This is a genomic window from Microbacterium neimengense (assembly GCF_054782995.1).
The window spans coordinates 868879-894046 of the sequence record NZ_BAAGRK010000015.1; the positions used below are offsets into that span (position 1 = coordinate 868879).

The window sequence follows — 25168 nt, forward strand, 5'->3', positions numbered from 1 at the left end:
CGTTCTCAGGAAGTGGTCGATGCCGCCGGATCCGTGCGCTCGGCACTGTCGACGAACTGCCGGAGATCGTCGATCTCGGGAAGGTCGACCCAGAGCCGGATGCCGCCGTCCTTCGTGCCCGCGCCGTTGACGACGACGGCACCGCCCAGGCGGTCGATCAGCGGCCCCGCCTCGCGCGCGGCGCCGGCGGGGAGATATCCCACGCCGCGTCCGTTCGAGGTGACCGAGATGCCTCCTCTGTCGCGGCGCGAATGTCTCGCACGACGCAAGACGTAGGTGCGACGCTCGTCGCCGTGCCGCTCGCGGTCATTCACGATGTAGTGCGTCCGCTCGAGCGCCACTGGCTGCGAAGGCAGGTGCCGCAGGTCCGGCAGATCAGCGTGACGGCCGACACGACCCGTCGTGATGTGCAGCAGTTCTTCCCACCATGTCGGCATGTGCGCCCTCTTCTCGGTTCGATATGCCATCACCGAGGCGGAGCACTACCCCACTGTGTCACGCCCCGCTGGACGCCCCCTGACCGACCAGCGAAGGTGATCGGTGAGATCGTGAGCCGCCCGGAGCACGATTCTGCGCCGATGTGCCCGATCCGGCCCGCGAGCGCCGGAAGGCGCGTACGGTGAGGCACATGTGGACAGTTCTTCTCATCTTGCTCGTTGTATGGGTGGTGCTGTCGGTCGTGGGTTTCGCGTTCGAGGGTCTGCTCTGGCTGGCCGTCATCGGCATCGTGCTCTTCGTCGGCACGCTCATCTTCGGCATCATCCGTCAACGCTCCCGCCGCAACCGCAGCTGACCCGTCTCGTCAGGCCGACGGAGCGATCTGGCTGCGCTGTTCGATGAGCGGGCAGCTGAACACGTCGCGCTCGCCGAGCCCGACGCGGTTGATGTAGCGGACGATGATCGCGTAGGACGCGAACAATCCGGTCTGCACGTACGGCACGCCGTGCGCGCGACAGTACTCCGCGATCATCGGTGCCGCCTTGCGCAGATGCGGACGCGGCATCGACGGGAACAGGTGGTGCTCGATCTGGTAGTTCAGCCCGCCCATGGCCGTGTCGAGCACGCGGTTCCCGCGGATGTTGCGGCTCATCATCGCCTGGCGGCGCAGGAAGTCGATCGTCGCGTCGCGTGGGACGATCGGCATCCCCTTGTGGTTGGGGGCGAAGGAGACGCCCATGTAGAAGCCGAAGAGCCCGAGCTGCACCGCCAGGAAGACGAACGCCACGCCCGGCGAGAGCACGAGGAACACGAGCAGGGGAAACCCGAGCAGGCGTACCGCGAGGAAGCCGATCTCAACCCATCGCCGGTCCAGTCGCCCTCGCTTCGCCACCCGCGCGACGCCGGATGCGTGCAGCGACACCCCTTCGAGGAGCAAGATCGGGAAGAAGAACATGCCCTGGTGTGCGCGGAGCCAGGTGACGACGGCGCCTCGAGGGGCGCGCTTCTCCGGGGCGACCACGATCACCGGTAGCTCGATGTCGGGGTCCGCCCCCAGCTTGTTCGGATTCGCATGGTGGCGGGTGTGCTTGTGCTGCCACCAGCCGTAGCTCATGCCGACCAGAAGATCGCCGAGCACCAGGCTCGCCCAGTCGTTCCATTTACCGGAGACGAAGATCTGGCGATGAGCCGAGTCATGGCCGAGGAACGCGATCTGCGTGAACAGCATCGCCAGGAACGCCGCCGTGAAAAGTTGCCACCAGGTGTCACCGATCCACACGAACAGCAGAAGGCTGGCGGCCAGCAGCATCGGCAGTCCGATCAACTTCGTCCAGTAGTACCCGTATCGTCGCCGGAGCAGTCCGCGTTCACGCACCATCTGGGCGAGTGCGGTGAACTCGCTCGCGCCGCGAGCACTGGGGGCGGTTCGAGGCATGGTCGCGCGAAACTCGTTCATGGTCCTCGCCGCTCCCCATCACGAGCGCGGCATGCGCTCGTGACCGCCTTCGCCGTCCCACTCGGACAGCTGCACCGCATCCGCATCCGCCTGCCCCGACGCACGGAAGTGCACGGATTCGGCGAGCGCCACCACGGCCGCTGCTCGTGTGTGCTCGTGGTCGACTGCGTCCTTCATACGCACTTCCGCAGCGTCGCGCACGGCACGCGCACGCTCGCCGATCTCGGCCAGTCGGTCCATCAGGACGGCGGCAAGTCCGTCACGCAGCTCCTCGAGGTTTGTGTTGGCGATCTCGAGCCGCCGATCCGACACCGTGACCTCCACCGTCGGGTATCCGGCCCTCGTGAGGAAGTCGCGGGTCTCCCCGTCGAGGATCGCCGCCACCTCGTCCTTCTGCGGACGTCGGGTGAACACCGTCTCCACGGTGTAGCGCTCGGGGGCGTCATCGGTCATCAGAGCCGCAGGCAGCGAACCCACGAGCACCGATCCCAGGCCCAGCGTGGCGGCGTCTGCGCCGCCCGTTCGTGTCTGTGTCTCCATAGCCGGACGTTACGCCTGCCACATGTACGCCTCACAGGTTGGGTGAAACGTGGGCGCGCCGCGCGACCCGGGATCACATATCTTGTGGATGTGACCGGCAGATGGGTGCGACGAGTGCTCGTCGTCGAGGACCAGGCAGCCATGCGCCTTCTCGTCTGCGAGACGCTGAACCAGCACGGGTTCGAGACGCGCGGGGCCGAAGGCGCAGCGGAGGCCACGCGCCTGTTCGCCGAGTTCGACCCCGACGTGCTCCTCGCCGACATCGACCTCGGTTCCCGCCCGTCCGGCGCCGAACTGGCGGCCGGGCTCGTGGCGCTCGCGCCTCACCTCGGAGTGGTCTTCCTCAGCAGCTATCCGCGCGCCGCAGCCGGAGCGACCGCGATGGGCGTGTCGGGCGCGGTCTTCGTGTCCAAGCTCGCCCTCTCCTCCACCGCCGAGCTCGTCGACGCGGTCGAGGCGGTCATGTCGACCCACCCTCCCGCCGGTCCCGCGATCGGCGACGGCGAGGACTCGCTGAGCAGGCTGACCCGGCATCAACTCGAGACGCTCTCTATGGTGGCGCGCGGTTGGTCCAACGACGAGATCGCAGCCCGGTCGCACACATCCGTGCGCGCGGTCGAGCGATCGATCAGCCGCATCTTCGATCGCCTCGGCCTGACGGGCGACCCGGCGCGGAGCCCTCGGGTCGCCGCCGCCGCAGTGTACGTCGCCGCGTTCGGCCCCGTGCGGTGAACCGCCTCGCCCGCGCCGCGCGGGACGCGCTTCTGTCCGGACGCTTCGTGTCGCGCTGGACCTTCCTCGTCGCGGGCCTGCTGTCCGTCACCGTGATGAGCCCGGACCCGATGAACTTCAGCGTCGGCGCACTCGGTGCCGGGTCGGCTTCGACCGTCGCGTTCCTCGCCGGCCTCGTCGCCACCGCCATCGGCGAGCGCCGTGCCGCCCGCCGATGGCGCCCGTGGATCGTGACGGGCGGCGTTCTGACTTCCGCGATCCTCCGACCCCTCGCATACGACGCCGTCGCCGATGCGGTCGGTGCCGCCGTGCCGCCCGCATGGCAGCTGCCCTTTCGCGTGCTCACGAACGCGACGGTCTGGATGGCCTCGCTGACGGCTCTCGCCATCCTCACCACGCACGTCGCCGGCCTGCGGCTGACGAACGCTCGCCTGCGGTCGGTGCAGCACGCGCTCACACACGCCCGCGAGGATGCCGATGCGTTCGAGAGCGCAGCCCGGAACCTCGTGCGGGCGGCGAGCGAGGAGCTGAGAGGTCAGCTCCGCGCGCTGGCTACTGAGCAGTCCGGCACCGAATCGCTGCGCGCATTCAGCGAAGACGGCCTGCGACGGTGGAGCCGGCGCCTGGCCGATCTCGCCGCCGCGCCCGCGGAGCCCGTCGTCGCCATGCCGATCGAGCACGTTCGGATGCGGCCCTCGCTGCGGCTGCCTCCCCCCGGCATCGTGGCCTTCACCTATGCCCTCTGCGTGCTGCCGTACGCTCTGCGCAGCGTGCCTGTGCTGCAGGTAGTGGCCGGCATGGCGCTGCTCGCCGGCGGCGCCGTCCTCGCCGACGGTCTGCCGCGCCTGCGGGCTCTCCGCCGGCGCCGCATCCCGACGTTCCTGGCGATCGGAGCGGGCGTGGGAGTCGGTCTGGGCGCGCTGGCGTGGGCGCAGGGGATCCCGCTTGCCCTGTCGGCCGTGCCGGTTCTGGTCTATCCCGCCCTCGCGGCGGCCTGCGCGCTGTGCGCCGGTGCCGCCTCCGCGCTCAGGGTCGAGGAGCGACGTCTGACCGCGACCGTGCGCGTCTCGCAGCGGATCGGACGCGTGGGGACGTCGACGGCACGCGCGGCACTGGAAGACGCGGCGCGCGAACTGCACCGCGACGCGCAGGGGGCGTGCGTTCGCGCGCTCGCCGCACCGGATCGCTGGACGCCGACCGCTCTCCGCGAGGTGCACGACGAGGTCGATCCTCTGCTCGCCGGGCTGCCCGACGTCTTCGACCGGCCGCGCGACGGCGCGTCCATCCAGTCGTTGGCCGACCTCGTCGAGACGTGGCACCCGGTCGTGGATGTCCGCATGCGGATGAGCCCGGACGCGCAGACGGCTCTGGACGCATCGGCCGCTGCGCGCGACGACGCGTTCGAGATCGTTGCGGAGGGTTTACTGAACGCCGTCAAACACAGCGTTCCCGCGGCGGCCACGATCGATCTGGACGTCGTCGCGACGGGTGCGGGCCCCCGGCTGCGGGTGCAGGTGCGCTCGCCCGGAAGCCTGCCGCGCGAAGCGACGCTGAGCCGGTCGTCGGCCGCCCGGGGGCGCGGAGCACGGTTGCAAGCCGACGGGTCGGGAGCGCTTCTGGAGGCGGTGATCGATCTCGGCGCAGCCTCCGCTGTCGTGTCCACCGAACATCCGCCTCACGCGCCGACATCCTCGTCGTAACGTCTGCAATCGCCGGCCCGCGGCACGCAGATGGAGCATCCGATGAACACGCACGACCTTCCCTCGCTGATCCCCGCCGCTGTGGGGCTGATGATCTCGCCGCTTCCGATCGTGGCGATCGTGGCGATCCTGCTGTCGGCCCGCGGCAGGGCCGCCTCTCTCGCGTACACCGGCGCGTTCCTGGCCATCACTCTCGTGTTCACGGCACTGGGTGCCGCGACGACCGCCGGCGCATCGTCGTCGGGAGGATCGGCGGCGTCGAAGATCGTCGTGCTCGTACTGACGATCCTGTTGACCGTCGGATTCACCGTCCTGGCCGTCACCAGCTGGCTGTCGCGGCCGCGAGGCGGGGCCGCGCCGCGCACGCCGGGTTGGCTCTCGGCGATCGACTCGATCACCCCCGCCCGCGCCGGCGGTCTCGGTCTACTCATGGCCGTGACCAACTCGAAGAACATTCCGCTCGAACTGAAGGCGGGGGCGACCATCGGAGCGGCGCACCTGCCGGCAGCGGCGGCCGTCGGTCTGTGTATCGCCTTCGCCGTAGCCGGCTCACTCGCGCTGATCATCCCGACGCTGCTCGCCACCAGCGGATCCGCCACCGTCGCCAAGGGTCTCGAGCGGCTGAAGACCGAGATGATCGCGCACAACGCCGTGATCATGACGGTGCTGTTCGCGGTCCTCGCCGCGAACGAGGCCGCTCACCTCGTCCACCAGCTGTTCTCCTGACCCGGAAAGGAACGAACATGTCCCACCCCAACGACACCTCGTCCACCGGCACTCGGCTCGCGCATGCGCCCGCCGGTTCGTTCCGCGGACTCGAGCTGGGCCCGGTGCTCGCGTGGCGCGGCATCCGCTTCGCCGAGCCGCCCACGGACGACGCCCGGTGGCGCGATCCGGTTGCGGCGAAGCCCGTCGCGGACGAAACGGATGCCACGCGCTACGGTCCCGTCTGCCCGCAGAGCGTGAACCCCGCCGTCCCGCTCGGCGACGACGCCGTCATGGACGAGGACTGCCTCCGGCTCAACGTGTGGGCACCCGCATCCGAAAGCCAGCGCGAGCGCCCGGTCATGGTGTGGGTACACGGTGGCGCGTACACGTTCGGGGCCTCCAGCCAGCCCCTCTTCGACGCGACCTCGCTCGTGACGCGCGGCGACGTCGTGGTGGTCACGGTCAACTATCGTCTCGGTGCTTTCGGCTTCCTCGATCTCGCTTCACTGCTTCCCGAGCAGGGCTTCGACCGCAACCTCGCGCTGAAGGACGTGCTGCTCGCCCTCGAGTGGGTGCAGCAGAACATCCGTGCCTTCGGCGGAGACCCCGGCCGCGTCACGGTCTTCGGCGAGTCCGCCGGCGGCGGGCTCGTGACCACGCTGCTGGCCACACCGTCCGCGCGCGGACTGTTCCACCGTGCGATCGCGGAGTCCTCCCCTGCATCCAGCGTCTACGGCGCCGAGCGCGCACGCGCGGTCGCCGCACGTTTCACCGCCGCACTGCGCATCGACGAGACGCGCCCGGATGCGGCGGACGCGCTGCGTGCCGCAACGGCCCAGCAGATCGTCGAGGCGGGCATGGAGGTCTACGCGCAGGTGCCCGACGCCGACCCTGGCGTGCTCGCCTTCGCACCGGTCATCGACGGCGACCTGCTGCCGGAGGCACCCGCCGTCGCGCTGCGGGAGGGTCGGGGACTTGCCGTGCCTCTGCTCATCGGGACGAACAAGGACGAGGCGTCCCTGTTCAAGTTCATGAAGTCGCCGCTGATCCCCATCACCGACGAACGCCTGCGCGACATGTTCGGCGACATGGCCGCGGACAATCCCGCGCTCGAGCTGCCGACGTTCGACGACGTGCGCACCGCGTACGAGCACGCGCGGCAACGCGCGATCGGGCTCGGAATCGCCCGGGACATCGGGTTCCGCATGCCGAGCGTGTGGATCGCGGAGGGGCATTCGCGGGTGGCCGATGTCTGGCTGTACCGCTTCGACCACGCGGCCCCCTTCCTGCGCCTGATCGGGCTCGGAGCGACGCACGCCACGGAGCTGCCGTACCTCTGGGGCAACCTGACGAGCGGACCGAAGGACCCGACGTTCCGCCTCGGCGGCCGCCGGGTGGCCGAGAGCATCTCGGCTCGCATGCAGCAGCGGTGGACCGCCTTCGCGCACGGTGAGTCGCCGGATGCGGACGGCACGGCCCCGTGGGAGTCCTACTCGATCGATCAGGGGCGCAGCACACTGGTGATCGACCATCAGGATCGCCTCGTGTCAGATCTCGATGCGTCACTGCGAGCCGCGTGGGGCGACGAGGTGCTCACCTTTCATTGACGGGGAGGCAGCGAGGGCATCAGACGATGGCCGCAGCGGACGTGACATGCTGCTTGATGTAGCGGTCCACCGGGACGGATGAACGCCGCTTGATCTCGTAGGCCTCCGCGCTGAAGACCGAGCCGAACCCGTGGTCGAGCACCTCCGGACCGATCACGACCCGACCGCCGAAGCTCTCGGCGGCGGCCCTGATCTCGTCGGTGTACGTCTCGACGCCTCCCGGCAACACCGTCATCTCAGCGAGCACGACGCGTTCGTAGAATCTGTCGTCTATGTGCACGATCGCGCGTCCCGTCCGCCACCGACGCCGACGCGCGGGATGGATGTCGTTCTCCCGCTGGTATCGCGCGACGTCCTCGTCGCTCCGTCGGCGGATTTCGTCGGCCTTCGACGTGAAGACATCGCGGAATCTCGTGAAGACGTCCGGCTTGCGCTGCAGCCGGTCGTAGGCATGCGCCCCAAGACTGATGACCGAGCTCGAGTAGTCGCTCACACGCACCCTCGAGAGATCGCACTCCCCCGTCAGCACAGCTTGGTACTCCGCGCGCCCCTGCGCGATCACGGCGCCGATGTAGCCCAACACGAGGTTCGCGGGCACCCCGGCGCGATCGATCACGGGCGCGAGTTCGACTGCCTTCTGTGCGGCGGTGTTGGCCCAGCGGCGAGCGAAGCGCTCACCGTTCGAGGCGATCGCCGCCACCGCCCGCGGGAGGGTGTTCTCCCATGCGCGCCGCTCGAGCAGGTCGATCACCGGCCAGAACTCATCGGCGGCGAGCAACTCCTCGTGCGAGACATCGACGTCGACCACGACGGCTTTCCGGGCCACGGACAGACTCCCGTGGAAGAACGCCAACGCCTCGTCGAGTGACGCCGCCGCCGCAAGGGCACCTTCCCACAGCAGCCACGGACCGTGGCGCGGACCGCGCACCGCGAAGGTGCCCAGGACCACTCCACCTGGTCTCCCCGCGTCGACCGCACCGAGACGACGAGGATCGTCGACACGGAGGAAGAACTCCTCCGTGCGGGTTCGCGGGGTGGTGAAGAGCGTGCGCGTCACCACCCCGGCGCCGAGTTCGTACGACTCCGGGGGCAGGAAGGGGTGCACATCCCGCACTGTACCGATCCGAACGGGACGCACTGTGTCCGGGTCGTTGCCGCACGAGCTTTCGATTCACGGTGTTGGCTGTCCACCGGTGACGTGCCGTTGATCACTTTGTCTGCTTATCGGGTTACGATCGCCGCAACGGCGCGGTTTTGCAGGTCCGCGCCCATGCAGAACGCGAGGAACCCCGGTGCCCTTTAGAAGCAAAGCGACACTCGAAAGCTGGCTCGAGGAGTTCCACCGCTTCCGCCAGGCGGGAGACCTCATCCGCGTCGCGGTGCAGGACGGGTCCGAGGGCGGGGACACGGGCCTCGTGATCGTGCCGCTGCACAACGCGGACATCTCGCTCTACCTGGAGCCGATCGAGGTCGGAGACTCGCGGTGGCGCGTCACGATCGAACCGCAGGCCGAGATAACGGTACTCACGAGCTTCGAGATGCAGCGCCTCGCCGCCGAGCTCTCGGTCGCGGCCGAGCTGTGCGCCTTTCTGGAGGCCAAGTCCGTGGGGCACGAGGAGGGCTGACGCTCCCGGGCGGCGAACGCGCCGCGAGCAATGAGCGATGCAGCCGGCCTGAACCCGGATGCTGTCGCCTACCCTTCGGTCGACGCGGCGTAGACGTTGTGCGAGATCGCGACGAACCCCTCGGTGGCGGACTCACCGTCGGGAAGGACGACAAACCTCTGAGGCCCGCGTCCCGACGCGGTGAGCTGCCCGCCCGCATCCCCGCATCCCGTCGCCCACCCGCCATCGCTCGGAGCGAAGACGCCTGAGCGCGGCCACCGCATCCGCCCGACTCGCCCCGGTCTCACGAAGATCGCCGATGCGACCCACGAAGCCACCCTCCGTGGCATCCATCTGTCGCCAGAGGACGCCGTCGTAGGGCTGCGTGCATCCGCTGAGCGCCAAAGCGGCGAGGCCGAGCACGGCGACCGCGACCGCACGACGGACCATGTGTGAAGACGATGCGGCGCACAAGAGCACGGGTCGGTAGCGTGGCGGTATGGATGTGAGCTGCGACGTCTGCGAGACCGCGCTCGTGCACAACGACGGAAGGCCTCCGCACGACATCGCCATCCAGCTCACGAGTGACGAGCTCGAACGTCGCGTCAACGACGGCCGGATGCGCTTCATCCGCGGTGACGTGCCGCTCGGCGACATGCTCGCGCTGGCGGAATCCGACCTGAAGTTCACGATCGTCAGCTACCTGGAGTGCCTGGCGTGCGGTCGCACCTGGTTCTGGGGGCTCTGCATCCGTGGAGCTCCGATCTATCGGCCCGTCGATGCGGACGCGCCGTTGCGGGAGCGGTGGGAAGAGGTGCCGCCCCGCGAACGGTGGGCACGCGACGCCGCATTCTGAGCTAGACGGCCGGCGCCATCCGTTCGACCGGGAGCCACAACTCACAGGTCGCCGTGCGGAAGTCTTCGCTGCGTTCGAGCACGGCGACGATCGACGGGCCGGGGCGCAGTTGCCATGGGTTCGACGGGAACCAGTCGGTCGCGGATGCGGCATACGCCTCCTGCAGGGCATCCGGGTGCGGGCCGGAGGTCCGGAACACGACCCAGGTTCCCGCATCCGCCTCGATGACGTCGAGGTCGGCGGGAGCATCCGCATCGGCGCCGAGCGCGACACCGTGCAGATAGGTCAGCTCGCTCCCCTCGGAGTAGTCGGGGTCGACATCCGCGCTGACCTGCAGGAGACCCGCGGGCTCGGAGCTGCTGATCGACTTCAGGCGCGCGTGCGCCTCGACGGGCAGCGACGCGATGTGCGCCTGGATGTGTGGATTGACGCCGTCGTGGATCAGCGGCACGCGTGCGGCGTGACCAGCGAGGCGGAAGGCGGGGCGTTCGATGAGTCGGGCGTCCATGGCGGAGCTCCCTTCGACGGTCAGGCGGAACCTGAGGATGGATTGCGGACGAAGGGGTCCGCCGTCGCGACGAACGTCGCCGTGGCTCACGCCGTGCACCGCACGGAACGCTCTGCCGAAGGCTTCGACGGACCCGTAGCCGAAGCGCACGGCGACCGTGAGCAGATCGTCGCCGTCGATCACGTCGGCGGCTGCCACCGTCATCCGTCGGCGTCGCACATACTCCGACACGGGCATCCCCGCGAGCGTCGAGAACATCCGACGCACGTGGTAGCCCGTCGTTCCCGCGGATGCGGCGAGCGCCTCGACATCGATCTCGTCGGCGAGTCGGCGTTCGATCTCGTCGACCAGGCGATTGAGCACTTCGATCATGGCGGCTCCCTTCGCGACCCACTCTCGTCGGGAGCGAATCTGCGCGCCCGATCGTTCCGGACCGATTCTGTCGCCCGGGTCCGTGGAGTGGGCTCCCCGGGCGCTGAGCGAGCCGCAGATGAGACGGAACGTTACGCGGAGGTGGAACCTCGGAGCACATCCACGATGACCTGCGGGTCGACGTCGATGCTGCCGACGGCGATCGAGCGCTTACGCCGCTTGCCCGCATCCTGCCGGGTGAACTCGATGCGCGCCGCGTGCAGGCCGGACGCGGGGATGATCGCGGCACTCGTTCCCTCGCGGGGCCACTCCTCGGCCCGGATGCGGGGTGCCAAGCCGGAAGGACGCACGATCGCCGGAAAAAGCACAGCCCAGGGGGTGATCGTCACTGCGATCTTCGGTAGACGCGGCCGTCGACGCAGCTGCCGCACCCCCCGAGCGCCGAGCACGACGGGAATCGAGACGAGCAGGATGGAGCCGAGGATGAAGGGCAGCGCGTTTCCGTCCACGGCGGTCGATGCAGCGATGAGCGGCACCAGCGTGATCACACCCCACACGAGGCTGAGCGCCACCAGCGCAGCGCCCTACTTGCGCACGAGCCGGCGCAGCGTCTGCTCGACGGCGACTCGGCCCGCTTCGTCGTCGTGCACGACCAGCGTCGCGTCGGGTGTCACCGCCGCTCCGGCCCGTGCTCTCCAGCCCCGGCCATCCGCTGCTTCTCGAAGGCGAACATCAGATCCGGCGACCCCTGGCCCTCGGCGGCAGGCCCGTGTGGGTCGGGATGCCCCGGGTGGAAGAACTCGACGACCCGGAATCCGCACTTGTTCACATAGAAGTGGATGTTGCGCGTGTCCTCGTAGGGGGTCATGGTCTCCCAAACCTCGGCGTCGGGGTATTGGTTCTCCAGCGCAAGCCAGATCGCTGCGCCGAGACCGTTGCCCTGCGCCTCCACGTCGACGAAGAGCAGGTCCAGGGATCGACGTTTGCCGCCCTCGGTGGACGAGACGACGGCACCACCCACCGGATCGCCTCCGGAGCGCACCTCCCAGGAATCCGCGCCCGGCTTGTCCATGCTCTCGAGGATCTCGCCGACCGAGATGACTGGCTCGTCGAGACCGTCTGGACCGTCCGTGTCGGGTCGCGAGTAGGCCTCCGCACCCGCGTCGAACGAGGCTTGCAGGCGGGCGATGAACCGATCCCGCACGTCCGCGGTGACGGTGACCAGCTCGAGAGAAGCCATGCCTGATCCTCGCACCTCCTGGGATGAGACCCAGTCAGTAGTTGAAGCGGAACTCCACGAGGTTGCCCTTCGTCAACTCTCTTCTTCGTCATCCGCGAGGTATGCGGTCCCGTACACATCGCAACCGAGCCTGCTCAAGTCGCTGACGAGGTCCGCCTCCAACAGGAAACCACCCTGCGAGCTGTCGGAATCTCCCGACCACCACAGGACGGTTTCCCCGCTCTCGCGAATCGCGGCGAGCGCGCCGTGGATTGAACCCACCCGCTGTACCAACCTGCGCAACGCGGCGAAGCCGGTTGCGTCATCCGAGTCGCCGTCGTCTTTCTCGGTGACTGACCAGAAGGTGCGCTGATAGCGCAACCGCTCCGGCGCAACGTCTCGACCAGCGCGCCCTGCACGAGTCAGAGCCCCCATGTCACCTGAGTTGTCAGGCTCGAATCCGAGCGTCGCTGTGACATCGGCGACGGAAAGAACGTCGGAGTAGATGCTCAAGGTCGCGCGATTGCTCCGAATCATGCAGCAAGGCTAGTTCTGTCCAGACGCTGTTCGGGAGTGGAACTCCTCCACGACGGATGCGCCGATGCTCAGTTGTTGAAGCGGAACTCCACGACGTCGCCGTCCTGCATGACGTAGTCCTTGCCCTCGAGCCGGGCCTTGCCCTTCGCACGGGCCTCGACGACCGATCCCGTCGCGACGAGATCGTCGAACGAGATGACCTCGGCCTTGATGAAGCCCTTCTCGAAGTCGGTGTGGATGACGCCAGCGGCCTGCGGGGCCTTCCAACCCTTACCGATGGTCCAGGCGCGCGCTTCCTTCGGCCCCGCGGTCAGGTAGGTCTGCAGGCCCAGCGTGTCGAATCCGATGCGCGCGAGCTGGTCGAGACCCGACTCGTCCTGTCCCGTCGATGCGAGCAGCTCAGCCGCTTCCTCGGGGTCGAGGTCGATCAGCTCCGACTCGATCTTCGCGTCGAGGAACACCGCCTGCGCGGGCGCGACCAGCGCTGCGAGCTCGGCCTTGCGGTCCGCATCCGTGAGAACGTCCTCATCCACGTTGAAGACGAAGATGAACGGCTTCGCGGTCAGCAGGCCGAGTTCCTTGATGGGAGCCAGATCGATTCCGGATGCCGACAGCAGCTGCCCGCGCTCGAGTGCGTCCTTCGCGGCCTGCGCCGTCTCGAGGACGATCGGCTCGAGCTTCTTGCCGCGCACTTCCTTCTCGTAGCGCGTGATCGCGCGCTCGAGGGTGTCGAGGTCGGCGAGCTGCAGCTCGGCGTTGATGGTCTCCATGTCGTTCTTCGGGTCGACGTTGCCGTCGACGTGCACGACATCGGAGTCGGCGAACCCGCGCACGACCTGCGCGATCGCGTCGGCCTCGCGGATGTTGGCGAGGAACTTGTTGCCGAGCCCCTCCCCCTCGCTCGCGCCGCGCACGATGCCGGCGATGTCGACGAACGACACGGCGGCCGGCAGGATGCGCTCGCTGCCGAAGATCTCGGCGAGCTTGTCGAGGCGCGCATCGGGCAGGTTGACGACACCCACGTTCGGCTCGATCGTCGCGAACGGGTAGTTCGCCGCGAGCACCTGATTCTTGGTCAGGGCGTTGAACAGGGTGGACTTGCCGACATTCGGCAGCCCGACGATTCCGATGGTAAGAGCCACGGGCATCAAGTCTAGGCGCCCCACGGCTCGGCGCCCGCCGGGGTGTGTGTGCGGCGGCCGGCTGGGGTCCTGCGCCACATCGGCAGGCTCGCCGCATCCGCCGGTCGGCGCGAGCCGCATCCGCCGCGCCGGCTCGACCGCATCCGCCGCGCCGGCTCGTGCTGCCTCCGCCGTCACGGCCCGGCCGCATCCACCGGTCGGAGAAACGCGCGAATGTCGGAGGATGCGGCGCGAAACCTCCGACGGAACGCCGAATCTCCGACGCCCGGACGCCGGAAGCGGCCACAACCCAGAAGCAAACCAGCGCGCCGCACGCGCACGCTCGCCGCAGCCCCCGTCGGCTCCTCCGCATCCACCGGTCGGAGAGTCACGCGAACGTCGAAGAATGCGGCGCGAAACCTCCGACGGAACGCCGAATCTCCGACGCCCGGAGGCAGCCGCAACCCCGAAGCCGGCGCGCACGCCACTCGCACGGGCCGCCGCGCCCGCCGGTCGGCCGCATCCGCCGTCGGCCGCGGCCGCATCCGCCGGTCGGAGAATCACGCGAACGTCGGAGCATGCGGCGCGAAACCTCCGACGGAACGCCGAATCTCCGACGCCCGGACGCCGGATGCGGCCTCAACCCCGAAGCCCCCACGCCACACGCTTGGGTGCACCCCGCGCGCCGCGCGGGCTCGCCACATCGGCAGCGCAGCCCCCGCCACACCCGCCAGGGGCTGTGGCGCGAGCCGCATCCGCCGCGCGGCCCCCGCCGCATCCGCCGTCACGGCCCTGCCGCATCCCCGGTCGGAGAAACGCGCGAACGTCGGAAGATGCGGCGCGAAACCTCCGACGGAACGCCGAATCTCCGACGCCCGGACGCCGGAGGCAGCCACAACCCCGCGCCACCCCACACTGCCGCCGCGCATGCCCTGACCCCGGCGCGCCTCACCGCGCACCGCACGCATCCGGGTGAGGGTGAGGGCGTGTCACTGGATTTCACCGCGATCGACTTCGAGACGGCGAACTCCTCCAGCGCTTCGGCGTGCGCGGTGGGTCTTGCCCGCGTCCGCGACGGGCGCATCGTCGCGACCGCGGGGTGGCTGATCCGACCGCCCGAGGGCCACGACCGCTTCTTCGAGCTGAACATCGGCATCCACGGCATCCGCCCGGAGCACGTCGTGGATGCGAAGGGCTGGAGCGAGCAGCTCGACGACATCGCGGCCTTCGCCGGCGCGGACGTGCTCGTCGCGCACAACGCCGGGTTCGACATGGCGGTGCTGCGGCGCGCGTGCGCCGCGACCGGCGACATCTGCCCGCCCTACCGCTACGCCTGCAGTCTGCAGCTCGCGCGCCGCACATACGACCTGCCGAGCTACCGGCTGCCGATCGTCGCGGCCGAGGCGGGCTTCGCGGAGTTCCGCCACCACGACGCGACAGCGGATGCGGCTGCCTCCGCCGCCATCATGATCGATGCCGCGCGGCGCTGGAACGCGCCCGACATCGACGCCCTCGCCGACGCCTCCCGCATCCGGATCTGCGAGATCGAGACGGCGGTCGCGGCGGCCGCCTGACCGGCGATGTCCGGAGCTCGGGGCATGCTGTGCACATGGACCCCGTGATCCTCCTCGTCGCCGCGTTGTGCCTCGCCGCCGGCATCGCCCTCGGCTGGTTCGCCGCGCACTCGCGCGCCTCCGGGCAGCAGGGCGCGCTGTCCGCCCGCGCGGCGGCCGCGGAGTCCGCCGCGGCGGCCGCGCGCGCCGAGCTCGAGCGGCAGGGCGGACTGTACCGCGAGTTCGTGGAGCGGCAGCGCGCCGAACAGCGCGAACGCGACGATCGCGATCGTCGCGAGAACGCCGTCGTCGCCGCCCTCGCCCCGGTCCGCGACACCCTCGCTCAGGTGCGACTCAAAGTCGACGACCTCGAGCGGGAGCGCCACGCCCAGTACGGGGCTCTGGCCGAACAGCTGCGCCGCGCGCAGGAGACCGACGACCTGCTGCGCGACACGACCGCATCGCTCTCTTCCGCCCTGCGCTCGACGAGCACCCGCGGCGTGTGGGGCGAGGTGCAGTTGCGTCGTGTCGTCGAGGCGGCGGGCCTCACGCGCCACGTCGATTTCGACGTGCAGTCCTCGATCAGCTCGGATGCGGGCTCCGGCCGCCCCGACATGATCGTGCGGCTCCCCGGCGGCAAGGCCATCGCCGTCGACGCCAAGGTGCCCCTCGACGCGTTCATCGAGGCGCAGGCGATCCCCGACACCGCCCAGGGAGAGGATGCGGCGCGACGCCGCGCGCTCCGCGACAAGCACGTCAAGGCCCTCCGTGCCCACATCGATGCGCTCGCGAAGAAACAGTACTGGGCCGGGATCGAATCGAGCCCCGAGTTCGTCATCTGCTTCGTGCCGAACGAGGCGCTGCTGGCGACCGCTCTCGACGAGGATCCCGCCCTGCTCGACTACGCGTTCCGCCAGCGCGTCGCGCTCGCCTCACCCGTGAACCTCTGGGCGGTGCTGCGTACGGTCGCCTACACGTGGACGCAGGAAGCCGTCTCCGACGACGCCCGCGAGCTCTTCACCCTCGGCACGCAGCTCTACGAGCGCCTCGGCGGACTCACCAAGCACATCGACGACCTGCGGCGCGGCATCGAACGCACGGTCGACGGCTACAACCGGTTCGTCGGATCGCTCGAGAGCCGCGTCCTGGTGACCGCACGACGCTTCCCCGGTATCGACGAGACCAAGCTGGATGCGGTCGCCGCACCCGCCGCGCTCGAGTCCACCCCGCGCCGGCTCAGCGCCCCGGAGTTCACCGCTGCTCTCGACGAGGTGCGACGCGCCGCATCCGACGATGCCGACGAACCCGCATCCGCCGACGAGGCACACCTGCCGACGTCCCCCGCCTGACGCGGCCGTGTTCGCCCGTCGCGGATACGCCTGCGCCCGCGCGCGTTCCCGGCGACGATGAGCCTATGAAGCTCCTCGTTCTCGGCGGCACCGCATGGCTCGGGCGTACGACGGCCGCATCCGCGATCGCCGCCGGCCATGACGTCACCTGCGCCGCCCGTGGCACGGACGTTCCGGACGGGGCGCGGCACGTTCGCCTCGACCGCGACATCGCCGACGGCCTCGCGCCCCTCCTCGACGCCCGGTGGGATGCGGTAATCGACGTCTCGCGTCAGCCCGGCCAGGTGCGGCGCGCCACGCGCCGGCTGCGCACCGACCGTTATGTCTTCGTCTCGACCTGCAACGTGTACGCGAGCCAGGCAGACATCGGCGCGGCGGAGTCGGCGGCGCTGCTCGAGCCCCTCGACGCCGACGTGATGACCGACCCGGAGGACTACGGGCGCGCCAAGGTCGCCTGCGAGGATGCGGTGCGTGAGGTCTTCGGCACCGACCGATCGGCCATCGTTCGACCCGGGCTCATCGGGGGTCCCGGCGACCCGACCGGGCGCAGCACGTACTGGCCGCGCCGCTTCGCCGCACCGTCGAACCCCGAGGGTGTTGTGCTGGCGCCCGACGCACCCGGCTTGCCGACCGCGCTGATCGACGTGCGCGACCTCGCCGACTGGCTCGTCCAACTCGCGGAAGGCACCGGATCGGGTGCCTTCAATGCGCAGGGCGAGCCGCATCCGTTCCCCGCGCACCTCGAGGCGGCGAAAGCTGCCGCCGGGCACCGCGGCGAGATATTCAGCGCGGCGGAAGAGTGGCTTGCCTCGCAGGCTGTCAACGAATGGGTCGGGCCGCGGTCGCTTCCGCTCTGGCTGCGGGATACGGACTGGTACGGGATGAACGCACGGTCGACCCAAAGAGCGGTGGCTGCCGGATTGGAGCGACGTCCGCTGGAATCGACCCTCGCCGACGTTCTCGGCGGGCCGGTCGTGTCGGGAGCAGGGCTCACCGACGAGGAGGAACGGGAGCTGCTCGCGCAGCTGCCGGCGTAGGTCAGGCGCCGCCGGGCACGAAGCTCAGCAGGAGGAGCACGACCGCGGAGACACCGACGAATGCGCCGATCGCCCACCACGGGCTCGGCTGGTGCCCCTCCTCGCGGCGAACACGGAAGAGCACGTCGGGGCGGCGCGCGGGGTCGGGGTTGTTGACGGCCACGGCGTCGGCGACGACGGCGAGCGCTCCGGTGTGCGGATGCGCGTTCTCCTGGGTTGCGGACATCGTTCGTCCCTTCGTCTCGGTGCAGAGATCGACATCGACGGTGATACGACGTCCTTCATTCTGCCACCTGCTCCCGTGGCCGCCCCGGAGGCTTGCGCTCCTCCCCCGCATCCGTGTCTCATTTCTGCACGCCACACGCCCCCAAACCGTGTCCTACTAGACCTCTACTCGGGAAAATCGGCGGTCGCCCTGACCACTGAAGGACTGCGCGCATTGGCGGCGGCGTCGGGCGGGTCAGGGCCTGATGCGGCACCGAGGCGAAGAGCTACTCCCCTGGGTCAGAGACTGTCTCGGGCGCGCATCGAGGAACTGGTTCGACGTCACAGCGAAGGCGAGAGTGTTCGAACGCTTGCCGCTGAGGTTGGTGTCGCAGCGTCCGCACTTGTTCGGCTCCTACGAAACGAGGGACTCGTCATCGAGAAGCGGAAGGTAAGTGATGCGCTCGTTCGACAGCTAGCTCGTGAGTACGAAGCGGGTGCAACCATGCGCGGGCTTGAGCAGAAGCATGGGCTGTCGCACGGTGTCGTGTTCAGGGCGCTGCATCGAGCACGACGCGAAGACGTGGTTAGCTCTTAGGCCGCTTCGAAATGTAGCTGTCGTCGTCTCGCCAGAGATGCTCGATGACCTTGACGAGGTGGTACTCGTCCAGTTGAGGCTTTGCGACGGGCAGTACTCGAAGGACTCGGGTACGACGCCCGCTACTCAGTTGCGTCGAGGCACGGACTTTGTAGCGATCGAGGATCTGGTTGGGGAGGCCGTTGAGGCTGGCTCGCAAGGCAACAACAGCACGGCCTGCGCTGTGAGGCAGAGAGTGGAAGGCGGCGGTCATGGCCTTGCGGTACTCAAGCGCTTCATCGTCGCTCATAGCCACTGCAGGTGCGTAGAAATCGTGCAGGTCGCGCTGTGCATTAGCGGGCAAACTGGCGAAGGTGCTGCCCGTGTCACGGATCCAAAGCCCCGCGAGGAAGTGACGGGTCGTGAGGTAGTCGCGGGTAGTGAGTCTCGGCATACGGACTCTTCACTATGGCGGAGCCGGTCAAAAAATCAAAGCATGAGCATGTAATCGCGGCATACGATCTACGCCAACCTTGCCTGGTGCAGTCCACTGAAACGGAAACCCACCAGTTACCTAGAAGGAAAACTCGTCTCCCTCAGACTCTACGATAACGGCACTAACAGCTTCAGGCGCGCTCCCTTCTGATAGTGGAGTCATCCACGATTTGACGACAGACATCGTTCGACTGTTCGGCTCATACCGTGGGGCTAGTTCTCCAACTTTCAACATGACCGGTATCTGCGCCGCAACCCCGGCGAGGATGCAGACGCCAGTCGGAAGAATTGGTAGGGACTCGAACGACACTCGATCGAGATACGCCACGGCCTTCTCGACCGCTTTGATATCCAGGTCGTTAACCAGTCGATGAAGGAAGTAGTTATGAAGCTGGGAAATAATCGTCGGAGAGATATCGTGCGGTCGTTGACTCGCAATCGTGAGGAAAACCCCAAACTTGCGTCCTTCCTTAATAATCTCTTCAAATGTCTCGAGACGGTAATCTCTCCAGGCTTCGCTCTCTCGGCTTGACTCAAGAGAGAGAATATTATGAGCCTCATCGATGATGAGATTCAGAACAGTCTCATTGTGTGGATCCTCGAGCTTCTTCTTGTCATAGAGATGCTTGCAAAGCAGCATTGGGATGACTTTACGCATGGCCAGGTTAACGTTGCGGAGCGACACCACGACGAGCGGCTGATCATACGTGGCCTCACTTACTGTTATGAGCTTCTTGATGTCAGGTACTCGCTCCTCCATGCGCTTAATCAGCGGCGACAGGTGTTCTCGATTCGAAAATCCACTGATTATGTCGCTGTAGTACTGGAGGACAATCTTGAAACGGACGAGATCGATACCTGGTTGAATATGCGAAAAGTCAATGTTCAGATTCGCAACCGGATCCCGTACGTATGTCGGCCAGGCGTCTCCCTCGGAGGTATTCTGGTACGGACTTCCCCAGCTTCCCCAGAAGTAGACCCGTTGGGTTGCGTTCCAGTGAAGCTCCTCGCGGTAACGCTTGATCAAATCTGCTAACTCGCCGGACGGATGCTCTCCGAGACACGTCTGAACCTCTTCGAGCAAGTTCAGCACTGTTCCACGGTCGATCGTTAGATCCGTAGATTTCGTAGCCTTCAAGACCATGTCCGCAAGCAGACCCATGAGATCCTCAGGTTCAGCAAGCTGACGGTCCCAGAAGTCATTCTTCAACACACGGCTGAGGAATGGAGCTTGCGTCTTCTCAGTCGCGTCCAGCAGCACTGTCCAGAATGTTGGATCCGTCACGGCAGACGCGGGAAGGGGAAGTTTGTCTCCATCGCCTCGATCAGTGCGCAATCGATACTCCAGCTTATCAGTTGCGCTGATCACCGCTGTAGACTTGCCTTCGGGGTTATCAGCACGGTTAACGTACTCACCGTTAAAGTCAATGAGCAGGAATTGGGCGCGATCGTGGAAGCCCGGAGCACTCGCATATTTGTCGAAGAGCTCGTAGTAGAGCTTGGCAAGCGAATAAGACTTGCCGCTTCCAGTATTTCCGAAGATGCCTACATGGCTAGCGAAGATCGAATCAACGCCGATCTTGACCGGTTGAGTGGGCTCGATGGCGAGCGTTCCAAGCTGGATCGCTTGATCTGGGTCTGGAGTGAAAGTGTGGATCGCTTGGAACTCTTGCTCGGTAAGAATGAAGCACTCGTTGTCGAGCAACGGCATTTCGCGCACGCCGCGATTGAATGCGCCGTTCTCGAAGTAGCCAACTAGGCTGACCTCGAGTTGACGTGAGAACATATCGGTACTTCGCTTGTAAGCGCGCGACGCTGAGGAGTCCTCTTCGACCCTCTCGCCATCGACCGACGCAACTAGTTCGATGAACCCCTTGGCTATCTTAATATAGCTGCCGACGGAAACATTGCGGACAACATCTCCCCGGAAGAGCAGATGCGAACTGTTTTTGAGCTTGTTTACGGTGACACGAACACGGCGGCCTTCAACAGAGGTCACTTTACCAATGCTGAAAACTGCGTCCTTCTGGAGGGTAGCCTCCTCGTCAAACATCCCCAAGTCCGCCCGAGTCGTTTAGCCTGAGTTCAATAATGTGGTCTGCCGACGGAGCAGGCTCATTGAGTATGGGTGCAAGATAGTCGTCTACCAGCACATCTAGCGTGATCAGCCGCTCGTCGCCGCTTGCCGGCTCACGTGGTTGCACTAGTAGTACGTTGCCGTTTCTGACCTTCTCATCGGGAAAAAGTGACTTTGTCTCGGCGTACGACTCACGTGAGTAGCAGAACACGATCACCTGCAGAGTCGGGTTAGTCGATGCCGCTCGCAATACCAGATCTAGTAAATGTTCGTCTCGAAACGAGAAGCCATGGGCAAGTAGAGTGCTATTTTCCTTTTCAAGTTCGTTAGAAAGTCTCCTTAGCAGTTCGTAATAGGTCTTGTTCAGTACGGTAGTCGCGAACTTCGTCTTCTCCGGATTGACGATGTTCAACTGGTCGTAAGCTGAGACGAACTCTCGAATGGCCGGACTTAATGCATGACCCGCGGCAGCCGCGAGCAAGTCGGCTGCCACGATCTGGTTCTTGGACCCTATTTGAATTAGATCCGCTTTTGCCGCCTGATACTTCCGATCCAAAGCTTGAGTCAGCTCCAGATCATGATCGAAATAGATCTGTTCACTCCTCTGCTTCCACGCCGCGGAGCCATGAATCTTGAAGAGGTTCATCACCGGGATCTCGGAACGATACTCATATCGGGTGCCTTGCCGAAAGCGAATCGTGCTGAACTCACCAAGATCGAGCCGCGGGTTGATCTTTCCCACGAAGCCATCGTTGACGTCAATCTCAAGTAGCTCCAGAGCGACTTCGAACGCCATGTCCACGTTGGTCGTGAAGAGATTTGCCTGCTTGCTGAGGATTGTGCTCCGGCGTTTAAGGAGAATGCGATTGATAAGCGCAACAAAGCGACCATAGGACTTGATCAGAGGCTGAGCCGAAGCTTCATGGTTGATCAGCTTCAAGTTTGGACGTAGTACCTTCTCAAAGAAGAACCCCTGAACCGATGCCCGGGCTAACTTCGCCTCCTCTGTCTCGTTACCGAGTTCGGTCAACACCTTCTCGATGGGTCCCAACTGCTCGAAGAAGCTCGATGAAGTACCAGCACCGATCAAGAAGTTAAGATGGGAATCCTGGACAATCGTCCGAAGTTGCTCAACCGAAAGGCCTTCCGCCGGCGAGGTTGGACCCCCAGAAGCGGAAACACGAAGCTCAGTGCGCTTGGCTATCTCACTCATACTGCCCCTGATTATAGAAATCTGAGAGTTTTCTGTAAAGACCTCGACTTCGATAGCGGTAGCTGCAGTTTGCGCTTCGTGAGCGAGCAGACCGAGCTAGAGGCATCGGTACACCCAACAGAGATGACCACCCGCCTCCCAACACGTACCCAAACGAAAACCCCTTGACGGACTCTGGAAACAAGGAACAGGTGTCAGGCGGAAGAATCGATCACCACTGACACGTCGCGCTGTGCCGCGCTCCAACAAAAATCACCCCTGGTCAGAGGTGATTTCCTATCAATTGTTCAGGCTTGGCTGTCCTACTAGACCTCTATTCGGGAAAATCGACGGTCGCCCTGACTCCTGATGGGCTGCGTGCATTGACGGCAGCGTCGGGCGGGTCAAGGCCGGTCGAGGCACCGAGGCGAAGAGCTACTCCCCTGGGGCAGAGACTGTCTCGGGCACGCATCGAAGAACTGATTGGACGCCACCGCGAAGGCGAAAGTGTCCGAGCGCTGGCCGCAGAGGTTGGTGTCGCAGCGTCCGCGCTCGTGCGGCTCCTCCGAAGCGAGGGACTCATCATCGAAAAGCGGAAGGTGAGTAATGCGCTCGTTCAGCAGCTGACGGTTGAGTACGACGCGGGTGCGACCATGCGCGAGCTTGAACAGAAGCATGGACTGTCGCATGGCGTCGTGTTCAGGGCGCTGCATCGAGCACGACACGAAGGCGTGGTCAGTTCTTAGCTCGCGGTGAGACGTCATTGTCGTCCTCACGCCAGAGGTGCTCAATGACCTTGACGAGGTAAGCGCTAGGCATCCAGCGCGATGGTCCAGGTCGCCTTGACTTCTCTGGCGATCACGGCGAAGTCCACAGTTGCCCGTACTAGGTCACGCTCCCACCCACTGAATCCGGAAAGCTCGCGCTCGATCGCGCGATCTTCGGTCGCGTACGATTCTCGGATATCGCGCGGCCGAGAGGGGCGGAGCGCCCTGAGTTCCTCACGTAGCCCAACGGTTTGATCCGCCGCCTCGAGGAGAACGTCCTCCACAGGTCGGTGCGACTGTTGTTGGATCGTGTCGCGCTCCACCTTGTCCAGAAACTCCTCCCCGTCGAGGCTCTCAACCGCGACGCCATCCGGATTCGGGATACCGCGACTGGAGTTGTTCGGGTCAAACGTCCAACGCACGTGAAACCCTGGGACGCTCGCACGTAGGAGCTGATCGGGTCCGACAAACACTGATGATCGGAGCAGCGAACCTTGCGTGAAGCGATCGTACAGTTCCTGCTTCTGCCAGGTGGTCGGGCAGGCGTACGTGACGTTGGCGTCGCGCCCCAGTTCGACTTGGAGCCGACGAAGTGTCCTTATCTGATCGAATTGGTGCGTCGGGTCCGGGTGTTGCTCCCGAACTAGGAAGCCAAGGTGTTGAGTCCCCTTCGGCCAAACGGGCGAGCGATGCCCGGGTCGAAAGTACTGCGGCCTCTTGTACTGAATGAATACGTTGAGCAGGCGCGTCGTCGGCGATACCGGAATGTTGTGGGCTGCTTGCGCCGCAGCGGATACGCCACGAGCGCCAGGCGCTGCACCGAACAGCCGCCTATAGAGCCGGCTCCGCGGATCGACTCGCGTAGCGAAGTCATACCCCACGATTTTCTCGAGAGCCTGACCTGGGCTATACAGTCGAACTCCCCCAGTGCGTCTGGTTTGTTCCATGATCAGTGCTGCGTTGGCGAGCGTCTCGTACTCCTTCTCCTCGAACTCCGCCCACACCCCCACAGCACTACCTCCGCTCTCTGCCGCCGGCTCAGCTACATGGAGTAGAAACCGCGGCCAAGATCCTTCCGCCGCTGGATCTTGCCCTTCACTACCGCGGTTTCGATCTCCCAACGTAGCTCGTGCCTCCAGCGAAGAACACCAGTGCTCGACTCGATCTCGCCATCAGCGAGGACGGGGAAGTCCCGCTCGATCGCGGCATAGATGTCAGCGATAGAGACGGGCTCGCCGCCACGCTCGGATCGGACGACCTTCGGAATGACCGCAGCAAACGTTTGGCGCCTCGTCATGGCATCGACAGTAGCGCGCTTGCCCACGTGCGGTCTCCGGGAGTGGCAGCCAGCCCCACCAGGTGGCGCCTACCCACGTCAGTTCAGCACGGTGGTGATCCCCACCCGTGCCGCCCGCAGAGCGCAGCGTCGCGGCGCCGTCAGTCTTGTGGACGCGGTGCTCGACTGTTTTGCTCCCTTCTTAGGTAGGGTGATCGGAGCTGAAGAGTTAGGAAGTTCCCCGTGGCGGATGATCCGGGTCCGCTGACCAGCGCACCCGGTGCGCCACTGGTCAGCTCTATCTACACAACCGACCTGGGCGAGATGTATCGAGCCACCGTTGAAGACTTCCTCGCGTCGAAGCACGCGCATAGCCTCAGGGGCAAGGTGCAGCTTGTGTTCACCTCTCCGCCGTTTCCGCTGCTCACACCAAAGGCGTACGGGAACAAGGTGGGCGAAGACTATCTGAAGTGGCTGAAGTCGCTTGCACCAAAGCTCAGACGGCTACTCACATCGGACGGTTCGATCGTGATCGAGCTTGGCAATGCCTGGGAACGAGGCCACCCCGTGATGTCGACACTTCCCCTAGAGGCCCTCTTGGCGTTTCGGAAGGCCGGCAAGCTTTTCGTGAACCAGCAGTTCATCTGCCACAACCCTGCGCGACTTCCTTCCCCCGTCCAGTGGGTCAACATCGACCGGAGTCGAGTTAAGGACTCGTACACTCACGTCTGGTGGATGTCTCCGACCGAGCGACCTAAGGCCGACAACCGCAAGGTGCTCGTGCCGTATAGCGCTTCGATGAAGAAGCTGATCGCAAACAAGAAGTACAACGCCGGATTGCGAGGCTCGGGGTTCAACATCGGCGAAACGTCCTTCCTCAAGGACCACGGCGGTGCCATACCACCCAGCGTCCTCTCATACGCCAACACGCATGCAGGGACGCCCTACCGCAAGTACCTGAAGGCTCACGGCTTGACGCCGCACCCTGCCCCAATGCAGGCAAAGCTCGTCGAGTTCTTCGTCGAGTTCCTCACAGACCCGGAGGATCTGGTCTTCGACCCCTTCGGCGGGAGTAACACAACCGGCGCCGTGGCGGAGAGGCTAGGTCGGCGATGGGTAGCCACTGAGCCGAAAATGGACTACATCCTTGGGTCGCAGGGGCACTTCCCGAAGTTCAACCCGCTCGCCGCGCCGAGGATTCGAAGGGCGAAGCATGAAGACGGTTGACTTCGCTCGATAGACT

Annotated in this window: 27 protein-coding genes; 12 read left to right on the forward strand and 15 right to left on the reverse strand. The window is 65.8% G+C overall.

Annotated elements, in window-relative coordinates:
* Positions 1-5: 5 nt before the first annotated feature.
* Entirely contained in the window at positions 6-437 is a 432-nt protein-coding gene (locus ACYVJS_RS14825) for a hypothetical protein (RefSeq protein ID WP_460740632.1), read from the reverse strand.
* A gap of 191 nt (positions 438-628) precedes the next feature.
* Between ACYVJS_RS14825 and ACYVJS_RS14830 the strand changes: the two genes are divergently transcribed.
* Complete coding sequence (locus ACYVJS_RS14830) at positions 629-793, forward strand: hypothetical protein (RefSeq protein ID WP_234075051.1); 165 nt, start codon at positions 629-631, stop codon at positions 791-793.
* A gap of 9 nt (positions 794-802) precedes the next feature.
* On the opposite strand, the gene ACYVJS_RS14835 is transcribed toward ACYVJS_RS14830, so the two are convergent.
* Positions 803-1894: a fatty acid desaturase family protein gene (locus ACYVJS_RS14835; protein ID WP_460740633.1), complete on the reverse strand. Its 1092-nt coding sequence runs from the start codon at positions 1892-1894 to the stop codon at positions 803-805.
* Positions 1895-1912: 18 nt separating this feature from the next.
* Positions 1913-2434: a hypothetical protein gene (locus tag ACYVJS_RS14840; protein WP_460740634.1), complete on the reverse strand. Its 522-nt coding sequence runs from the start codon at positions 2432-2434 to the stop codon at positions 1913-1915.
* A 90-nt stretch (positions 2435-2524) separates the two neighbouring features.
* On the opposite strand from ACYVJS_RS14840, the gene ACYVJS_RS14845 reads away from it, so the two are divergent.
* The 4 genes from ACYVJS_RS14845 to ACYVJS_RS14860 are packed head-to-tail and all read left to right on the forward strand — an operon-like array spanning position 2525 to position 7181.
* The gene (locus tag ACYVJS_RS14845) at positions 2525-3166 is read left to right on the forward strand and encodes a response regulator (protein ID WP_460740635.1); all 642 of its coding nucleotides are present in this window, start codon (positions 2525-2527) and stop codon (positions 3164-3166) included.
* A complete protein-coding gene (locus ACYVJS_RS14850) occupies positions 3163-4866 on the forward strand; it encodes a hypothetical protein (RefSeq protein ID WP_460740636.1) in 1704 nt (567 codons plus the stop codon). Before ACYVJS_RS14845 ends, ACYVJS_RS14850 begins: the two co-directional genes overlap by 4 nt.
* 42 nt (positions 4867-4908) lie before the next feature.
* Positions 4909-5592, forward strand: coding sequence for a GAP family protein (locus tag ACYVJS_RS14855; RefSeq protein ID WP_460740637.1), 684 nt, complete (start codon positions 4909-4911; stop codon positions 5590-5592).
* A 17-nt stretch (positions 5593-5609) separates the two neighbouring features.
* The gene (locus tag ACYVJS_RS14860; RefSeq protein WP_460740638.1) at positions 5610-7181 is read left to right on the forward strand and encodes a carboxylesterase/lipase family protein; all 1572 of its coding nucleotides are present in this window, start codon (positions 5610-5612) and stop codon (positions 7179-7181) included.
* 19 nt (positions 7182-7200) lie between these two features.
* Here the strand turns inward: ACYVJS_RS14860 and ACYVJS_RS14865 are convergent, their stop codons facing one another.
* The gene (locus ACYVJS_RS14865) at positions 7201-8286 is read right to left on the reverse strand and encodes a hypothetical protein (protein WP_460740639.1); all 1086 of its coding nucleotides are present in this window, start codon (positions 8284-8286) and stop codon (positions 7201-7203) included.
* 187 nt (positions 8287-8473) lie between these two features.
* On the opposite strand from ACYVJS_RS14865, the gene ACYVJS_RS14870 reads away from it, so the two are divergent.
* The 3 genes from ACYVJS_RS14870 (at position 8474) to ACYVJS_RS14880 (ending at position 9641) form a co-directional block, all read left to right on the forward strand.
* Entirely contained in the window at positions 8474-8806 is a 333-nt protein-coding gene (locus ACYVJS_RS14870; protein WP_460740640.1) for a hypothetical protein, read from the forward strand.
* 180 nt (positions 8807-8986) lie between these two features.
* Positions 8987-9241, forward strand: coding sequence for a hypothetical protein (locus ACYVJS_RS14875; protein ID WP_460740641.1), 255 nt, complete (start codon positions 8987-8989; stop codon positions 9239-9241).
* A gap of 43 nt (positions 9242-9284) precedes the next feature.
* Positions 9285-9641, forward strand: a complete 357-nt coding sequence (locus ACYVJS_RS14880) for a hypothetical protein (protein ID WP_460740642.1) — start codon at positions 9285-9287, stop codon at positions 9639-9641.
* 1 nt (position 9642) lies between these two features.
* On the opposite strand, the gene ACYVJS_RS14885 is transcribed toward ACYVJS_RS14880, so the two are convergent.
* The 5 genes from ACYVJS_RS14885 to ychF all read right to left on the reverse strand — a co-directional run bounded on the left by ACYVJS_RS14885 (position 9643) and on the right by ychF (position 13419).
* Entirely contained in the window at positions 9643-10521 is an 879-nt protein-coding gene (locus ACYVJS_RS14885) for an AraC family transcriptional regulator (protein WP_460740643.1), read from the reverse strand.
* A 131-nt stretch (positions 10522-10652) separates the two neighbouring features.
* The gene (locus ACYVJS_RS14890) at positions 10653-11093 is read right to left on the reverse strand and encodes a hypothetical protein (RefSeq protein ID WP_460740644.1); all 441 of its coding nucleotides are present in this window, start codon (positions 11091-11093) and stop codon (positions 10653-10655) included.
* 98 nt (positions 11094-11191) lie between these two features.
* On the reverse strand, positions 11192-11761 hold the full coding sequence (locus tag ACYVJS_RS14895; RefSeq protein WP_460740645.1) for a GNAT family N-acetyltransferase: 570 nt from the start codon (positions 11759-11761) through the stop codon (positions 11192-11194).
* A 72-nt stretch (positions 11762-11833) separates the two neighbouring features.
* Complete coding sequence (locus ACYVJS_RS14900) at positions 11834-12277, reverse strand: hypothetical protein (RefSeq protein ID WP_460740646.1); 444 nt, start codon at positions 12275-12277, stop codon at positions 11834-11836.
* A gap of 68 nt (positions 12278-12345) precedes the next feature.
* A complete protein-coding gene (gene ychF, locus ACYVJS_RS14905) occupies positions 12346-13419 on the reverse strand; it encodes a redox-regulated ATPase YchF (RefSeq protein WP_234075039.1) in 1074 nt (357 codons plus the stop codon).
* A 965-nt stretch (positions 13420-14384) separates the two neighbouring features.
* Here ychF and ACYVJS_RS14910 point away from each other — a divergent pair.
* The 3 genes from ACYVJS_RS14910 to ACYVJS_RS14920 all read left to right on the forward strand — a co-directional run bounded on the left by ACYVJS_RS14910 (position 14385) and on the right by ACYVJS_RS14920 (position 17337).
* Positions 14385-14972 (forward strand): exonuclease domain-containing protein, encoded by a 588-nt coding sequence (locus ACYVJS_RS14910; RefSeq protein ID WP_460740831.1) that lies wholly within the window; start codon positions 14385-14387, stop codon positions 14970-14972.
* 35 nt (positions 14973-15007) lie between these two features.
* Positions 15008-16300 carry a DNA recombination protein RmuC gene (locus ACYVJS_RS14915; protein ID WP_460740647.1) on the forward strand — a complete coding sequence of 431 codons (1293 nt, stop codon included), beginning with the start codon at positions 15008-15010 and terminating at the stop codon, positions 16298-16300.
* 65 nt (positions 16301-16365) lie between these two features.
* Positions 16366-17337, forward strand: a complete 972-nt coding sequence (locus tag ACYVJS_RS14920; protein WP_460740648.1) for an NAD-dependent epimerase/dehydratase family protein — start codon at positions 16366-16368, stop codon at positions 17335-17337.
* A gap of 1 nt (position 17338) precedes the next feature.
* On the opposite strand, the gene ACYVJS_RS14925 is transcribed toward ACYVJS_RS14920, so the two are convergent.
* The 6 genes from ACYVJS_RS14925 to ACYVJS_RS14950 form a co-directional block, all read right to left on the reverse strand.
* The gene (locus ACYVJS_RS14925) at positions 17339-17563 is read right to left on the reverse strand and encodes a UDP-N-acetylmuramyl pentapeptide phosphotransferase (protein WP_274285745.1); all 225 of its coding nucleotides are present in this window, start codon (positions 17561-17563) and stop codon (positions 17339-17341) included.
* Between the two features lie 565 nt (positions 17564-18128).
* Positions 18129-18572 carry a hypothetical protein gene (locus tag ACYVJS_RS14930; protein ID WP_460740649.1) on the reverse strand — a complete coding sequence of 148 codons (444 nt, stop codon included), beginning with the start codon at positions 18570-18572 and terminating at the stop codon, positions 18129-18131.
* Positions 18573-18692: 120 nt separating this feature from the next.
* Entirely contained in the window at positions 18693-20666 is a 1974-nt protein-coding gene (locus ACYVJS_RS14935; protein WP_460740650.1) for an ATP-binding protein, read from the reverse strand.
* A complete protein-coding gene (locus tag ACYVJS_RS14940; protein ID WP_460740651.1) occupies positions 20659-21903 on the reverse strand; it encodes a hypothetical protein in 1245 nt (414 codons plus the stop codon). Before ACYVJS_RS14940 ends, ACYVJS_RS14935 begins: the two co-directional genes overlap by 8 nt.
* 790 nt (positions 21904-22693) lie before the next feature.
* A complete protein-coding gene (locus ACYVJS_RS14945; RefSeq protein WP_460740652.1) occupies positions 22694-23659 on the reverse strand; it encodes a hypothetical protein in 966 nt (321 codons plus the stop codon).
* Between the two features lie 32 nt (positions 23660-23691).
* Positions 23692-23973, reverse strand: a complete 282-nt coding sequence (locus ACYVJS_RS14950; protein ID WP_460740653.1) for a hypothetical protein — start codon at positions 23971-23973, stop codon at positions 23692-23694.
* 195 nt (positions 23974-24168) lie between these two features.
* Between ACYVJS_RS14950 and ACYVJS_RS14955 the strand changes: the two genes are divergently transcribed.
* On the forward strand, positions 24169-25152 hold the full coding sequence (locus tag ACYVJS_RS14955; RefSeq protein ID WP_460740654.1) for a DNA-methyltransferase: 984 nt from the start codon (positions 24169-24171) through the stop codon (positions 25150-25152).
* Positions 25153-25168: the final 16 nt, after the last annotated feature.